Genomic DNA, 3,802 nt, shown 5'->3' with positions numbered 1-3,802 from the left:
CGCCCGGGCCCCCGCTCCCCTGGAAGCAGTTGCTCGTCGGCGTCGTCTTCCGGCCCAGCCCCACCTTCTGGCGCATGCGGGACTACGCGATGTGGGTCCCGGCGCTGATCGTCACCTTCCTCTACGGCCTGCTCGCCGTCTTCGGCCTGGACAGCGCCCGCGAGTCCGTCCTCGACTCGACCGCCTCCACACTGGCGCCCTACCTGCTGATCACCGGCGTGGTCATGGTGCTCGGCGCGCTCCTCCTCGGCACCGTCACCCACAACCTGGCCCGGCAGTTCGGCGGCAACGGCATCTGGGCGCCGACGACGGGCCTGGCCATGCTGATCATGGCGCTGACGGACGTCCCGCGGCTCGCCCTGGCGATCTTCCTCGGCGGCGCCAACCCCGTTGTCCAACTCGTGGGTTGGGCCACCTGGCTGCTCGCCGGGCTGCTCTTCACCATGATGATCAGCCGCTCCCACGAGATCCCGTGGCCACGCGCGCTGGCGGCCTCGGCGATCCAACTGATCGCCGTCCTGATGCTGGTCAAGTTGGGCACCCTCTAGCCACCCTGTAGCCTCGGGGCGTGCTGCTGTCAGACAAGGACATCCGGACCGAAATCGACACCGGCCGGGTGCGGATCGAGCCCTACGACCCGGCGATGGTCCAGCCGTCGAGCATCGACGTTCGGCTGGACCGCTACTTCCGGGTCTTCGAGAACCACCGTTACCCGCACATCGACCCGGCCACCGAACAGCCCGATCTGACCCGCACGATCGAGCCCCCGCGCGACGAGCCGTTCATCCTGCACCCCGGGGAGTTCGTCCTCGCCTCGACCTACGAGGTGATCAGCCTCCCCGACGACCTGGCCTCCCGCCTCGAGGGCAAGAGCTCCCTCGGCCGCCTCGGGCTCCTCACGCACTCCACGGCCGGCTTCATCGACCCCGGCTTCTCCGGCCACGTCACGCTCGAGCTCTCCAACGTGGCCACGCTCCCGATCAAGCTCTGGCCCGGCATGAAGATCGGCCAACTCTGCATGTTCCGGCTGAGCTCCCCGGCCGAACACCCCTACGGCTCGGCCGAGGTCGGCTCCCGCTACCAGGGCCAGCGCGGCCCTACGCCCTCCCGCTCATACCTGAACTTCCACCGGTCCCGGACCTGACGCCCCGACCGGCACCGCACTCCGCAACCGCGCACACCGCGGACAGCGCAACAACCGCCCGGGCCCGATCCGCTCACTCCCCAACTGCTGCAAGGGAAACCGCGACGTACTGAACACGTGTCCCTCGGCACAGCGGACGACGGTGACACTCTCGAAGGCTGCCTGCAACGCTTCCCTCTCCCTGCTCCGGCTGACGACCGTCACCCTAGGGGAAGCCACCGACATCACCCCCGCAGCCACTCCGGCGTACCCCGCCGACCGCCACATGCGGTAAGCTGCCTGTGGCGAGCAGCCACTCAGCTGCTCCGCGCGGGCGTAGTTTAATGGTAGAACATGAGCTTCCCAAGCTCAGAGCGCGAGTTCGATTCTCGTCGCCCGCTCCAGCAGTGAAGGCCCAGGTCAGGGACATGTTCCCCAGCCTGGGCCGTTGTGTTGTCCAGGCTGAGTTACCGCGCACGTGCCAAATCGCCCGGCGGCTGGTCAGTTTGGCCCCCCATCCGCGGGCAGCCCAAGCGGTTCATGGTGATGCCACAACAGGTGTTTGTCGTCATGACGCAGTTCCGCGTCGCCCCACTCAACGCGCACCACGCCCCGTTCAATCGAACAGGCGTAGGCGAGGAGAACCAGCCTGGTGTCCGGGCTGATCCGGAGAAGATCCCGGTGCACCTCGGCCTCCTGCAGCTCCTCCAGTCCCAGATCCAACTCTGCCTGCACAGGCTCCGGGCCGTGCCGGCGAATCAGGTCGGCCCGGAACCCTGTCGCGCGGCGGAGATGCGCCTCCGTTACGGGCACGTCCTTCTTCGCATATCGGAGGGGGTAGAGGAGATAGCCTGCAACGATCATGACCGTTCGCCCTTGGAGACGGACAGGGACCGCCTCCGGCAGATTCTCCAGGCCAGCGGTCAACTCCTCGTACTGCGCGGCGTACAGGCCGTGCCCGTATGCCTCCAGAGTCTGTGTTCCCACTCCCTGGTGTCCGTGCTTGGCCCTCTGGTGGGCTCGGATCAGACATCGCGGGATTTCGCTCGCCAGCGGTTCCGTCAAATCGTTGAAGATCTTGCGCGCCCACGTCACAGCAGGGCCCTGGTCCACATCGGCCTTCCCTCCCGCACATACGGCACTGTCAGGGACATACCACTTCATGTATGACTTTGACGGTCGGCGCCGCCGACGACAAGAGCGCGCCGCTCGACCTCGAAGCGCAGAGATATGGTTCGGGTACCATAGCCATATGGCCTTGAAGAAGACGACCGTCATGGTTGACGAGGAAGATCTCGCGCTGATCAAGGAAGCCGCCGCGCGCGAGGGCCGGCCCGAGTCGGAGTACTTCCGGGAGGCGTTCCACGTCGCGGCCCTGCGCACCCGGCGCTGGGACGACGACTGGGACATTCCCCGCCTGGACTTCGGCGGTCCGGTCACCGACGAGGACATCGACCGAGCAGTCTCGGACGGCGTGGCGGACGCCGAATGATCGTCGTCGGCGACACGTCCGGTCTGGTAGCCGCCCTCAACACCTCAGACCCCGAGCACAAGCCGGCCCGCACCGCCATGCGCCAGGCCGCGCTCACCGTCGTGTCACCGCTGGTGATCCTGGAGATCGAACACATCACCACGCGCAACGTCGACCGCAAGGCAGCGCATACCGTCAACGACTGGTTGTTGGCACAGGAGCGGACCGGCCGGGTTGCCGTTCCCGGGCTGTCCGCCGACGCCCTGCGCAAGGCCCGAACGGTCCAGAACCGCTACGCGGCCCTGCGACTCGACCTCACCGACGCGGTGAACGTCGTCCTGGCCGAGGCTTACGAGACCGAGACCATCCTGACCCTCGACCGCCGCGACTTCAGGGCCATCACCCCACTCACCGGCAACCACGCCTTCCGGCTGCTGCCCGACGACTTGTAGCTGCCCGGAGCCTCCGTGCCAGACGCGTGCCAGAGCACTCGGGAAACCACGGTCGATCACCGGCACTACCAAGCCCGCAGAGCACCCGATCGAGGTCGCGTTCATGCAGGTCAGGTGGCACGCCCGGCCGGTTGGTCCGGTGATTCCCAAGCTCAGAGCGCGAGTTCGATTCTCGTCGCCCGCTCCAGCAGTTGAGGCCCAGGTCAGGGATGCGATCCCCCGCCTGGGCCTTCGTCGTGTTCGGCTCCGGGGCGGTCGCTCAGCCACTGCCGCAGCGCGGCCGCCTTCGCCGGTCGGCCCAGGAGAACGTACGCCCGCTCCCACACCACCGGATCAGCCAGGGGCAGCCCTCTCCAGGACCCGGTCACCCGTGCGGGCAGCGACACGACCTCGTCCACCGAGCGTAGGGCGAATCCCACCAGCAGGTCGACCGAGTGGTCCCCGCCGTCGATGACGAACCGGCCGCGGGTCGCGTACAGTCGGCCGCCGCCGGTCGCGTCCGAGAACGCGAAGCCGTCCTCGTCCAGTGCCCCGCGCACCGTGTCCTCCGGGGAGTCGACGGTCAGGTCCCAGTCATGAGCGGTCTCGGCAAGCCCCAGCGCGACAAGGAGTCCCGACCCGCCGAGTGCCGGCTCCATGCCGCGTGTCCGCAGGCTACGGACAACGCGCCGGACGACGTCGGTGGGCGGGATGCGCACAGCGGCAGCCTACCCAGTGGCGCGGGTGGCGCCGGGGGCTGTGTGACGGGGGCTGGGG

General features: G+C 68.1%; 7 protein-coding genes and 1 tRNA gene. 5 read left to right on the top strand and 3 right to left on the bottom strand.

All coding sequences use genetic code 11. The features are described 5' to 3' along the window. Both E1283_RS33480 and dcd read left to right on the top strand, forming a co-directional pair. Nucleotides 1-548 (top strand): YIP1 family protein (locus tag E1283_RS33480; protein WP_207930637.1); only part of this gene is annotated, 548 nt, incomplete at its 5' end. A 20-nt stretch (nt 549-568) separates the two neighbouring features. Beyond that, on the top strand, nt 569-1,144 hold the full coding sequence (gene dcd / locus E1283_RS33475; protein WP_132821928.1) for a dCTP deaminase: 576 nt from the start codon (nt 569-571) through the stop codon (nt 1,142-1,144). Here the strand turns inward: dcd and E1283_RS39270 are convergent. Continuing rightward, the gene (locus E1283_RS39270; RefSeq protein ID WP_132821927.1) at nt 1,112-1,312 is read right to left on the bottom strand and encodes a hypothetical protein; all 201 of its coding nucleotides are present in this window, start codon (nt 1,310-1,312) and stop codon (nt 1,112-1,114) included. The genes dcd and E1283_RS39270 overlap by 33 nt on opposite strands. Before the next feature lie 141 nt (nt 1,313-1,453). Between E1283_RS39270 and E1283_RS33465 the strand changes: the two genes are divergently transcribed. Continuing rightward, a tRNA-Gly gene (locus E1283_RS33465) sits at nt 1,454-1,527 on the top strand. A 97-nt stretch (nt 1,528-1,624) separates the two neighbouring features. Here E1283_RS33465 and E1283_RS33460 read toward each other — a convergent pair. Next, nucleotides 1,625-2,236 carry a hypothetical protein gene (locus E1283_RS33460; protein ID WP_425086268.1) on the bottom strand — a complete coding sequence of 204 codons (612 nt, stop codon included), beginning with the start codon at nt 2,234-2,236 and terminating at the stop codon, nt 1,625-1,627. A gap of 163 nt (nt 2,237-2,399) precedes the next feature. On the opposite strand from E1283_RS33460, the gene E1283_RS33455 reads away from it, so the two are divergent. Together E1283_RS33455 and E1283_RS33450 are read left to right on the top strand one after the other, a co-directional pair. Next, on the top strand, nt 2,400-2,615 hold the full coding sequence (locus E1283_RS33455) for a CopG family transcriptional regulator (protein ID WP_243745280.1): 216 nt from the start codon (nt 2,400-2,402) through the stop codon (nt 2,613-2,615). After that, nucleotides 2,612-3,046 carry a PIN domain-containing protein gene (locus E1283_RS33450; RefSeq protein WP_132821926.1) on the top strand — a complete coding sequence of 145 codons (435 nt, stop codon included), beginning with the start codon at nt 2,612-2,614 and terminating at the stop codon, nt 3,044-3,046. The genes E1283_RS33455 and E1283_RS33450 overlap by 4 nt, the downstream gene beginning before the upstream one ends. Nucleotides 3,047-3,249: 203 nt before the next feature. Here the strand turns inward: E1283_RS33450 and E1283_RS33445 are convergent, their stop codons facing one another. Further along, the gene (locus E1283_RS33445) at nt 3,250-3,684 is read right to left on the bottom strand and encodes a hypothetical protein (protein ID WP_132821925.1); all 435 of its coding nucleotides are present in this window, start codon (nt 3,682-3,684) and stop codon (nt 3,250-3,252) included. Between the last annotated feature and the right edge of the window lie 118 nt (nt 3,685-3,802).

The sequence above is a fragment of the Streptomyces hainanensis genome, assembly GCF_004348415.1.
In the GTDB taxonomy this organism is placed as follows: Bacteria; Actinomycetota; Actinomycetes; order Streptomycetales; family Streptomycetaceae; genus Streptomyces; species Streptomyces hainanensis.
The sequence above is the reverse complement of the archived record's forward strand: the minus strand, read 5'-3'. Positions and strand labels throughout refer to the sequence as shown.